The organism is Microvirga sp. 2TAF3 (genome assembly GCF_052114965.1).
GTDB lineage: Bacteria > Pseudomonadota > Alphaproteobacteria > Rhizobiales > Beijerinckiaceae > Microvirga.
Genome location: NZ_JBFRFT010000060.1, coordinates 1 through 647 on the forward strand (window position 1 = coordinate 1; position 647 = coordinate 647).

At 64.6% G+C, this 647-nt stretch carries 1 protein-coding gene and 1 pseudogene; both read left to right on the plus strand.

The features are described 5' to 3' along the window. A partial coding sequence (locus tag AB4Y97_RS21000) for a hypothetical protein (RefSeq protein WP_442000975.1) occupies positions 1–281 on the plus strand: 281 nt, incomplete at its 5' end. Between the two features lie 155 nt (positions 282–436). Further along, positions 437–647: pseudogene (locus tag AB4Y97_RS21005) on the plus strand (DNA-binding response regulator); the annotation flags it as partial.

A 647-nucleotide genomic window follows, 5' to 3' on the forward strand; every position in this document is an offset into this window, starting at 1 on the left:
AGAACGTGCATGGCTGGCCCGGGGAAAAAGTGTCATTTTCGAGGCTGAGTAATAATGGGGCGATGATCTACAAAACGTTAAATCGGCCCAGCATCCTTCAAGAAAAACCCTCGGCCCGCCCCAGCGTCATGCAAGATGAGCCGCCGGGAGCGCTCACAAGGAATTCAGTCCTCTACCGCCCCTATGGCAGCCCGGCAACACCTTCCGCCCGGCAGAAAGCCGGCCCGGCGCTCCCTTCCTCTAGGGCATTGACGCCGGCGAATCGGCCGGACATTGATTAACAAATCCTACCGATTCGGGGAGGACGCGCAGAACCATCTGGCAACGCCGGCAGGCCGCGCCGCACCGCCTGTCGCCACCATGGCAGCAGGGCGCCGGTGCGCGGGAGGCCGCTCGGATCTGCGTTCCATTGGCAGGGGGCGGGGGCCTTGAACTGATGTATGTCGTCGTGGACGAACGGCAGATCGTGACTGCCGGCTATGTCGCGAGCTTCGACCGCGAGGGGGTCTCGTCGCTGGGGCTGGACCGGGACGATTTCCGGGACTGGCTCGAGGCCGCCTCGCGGGCCGATTTCGAGGCGGTGCAGGGCTTCCTGCTCGGCGAGTTCCAGGACCGCCTCGCCTGCACCGAGACCATCCGCCGCCATT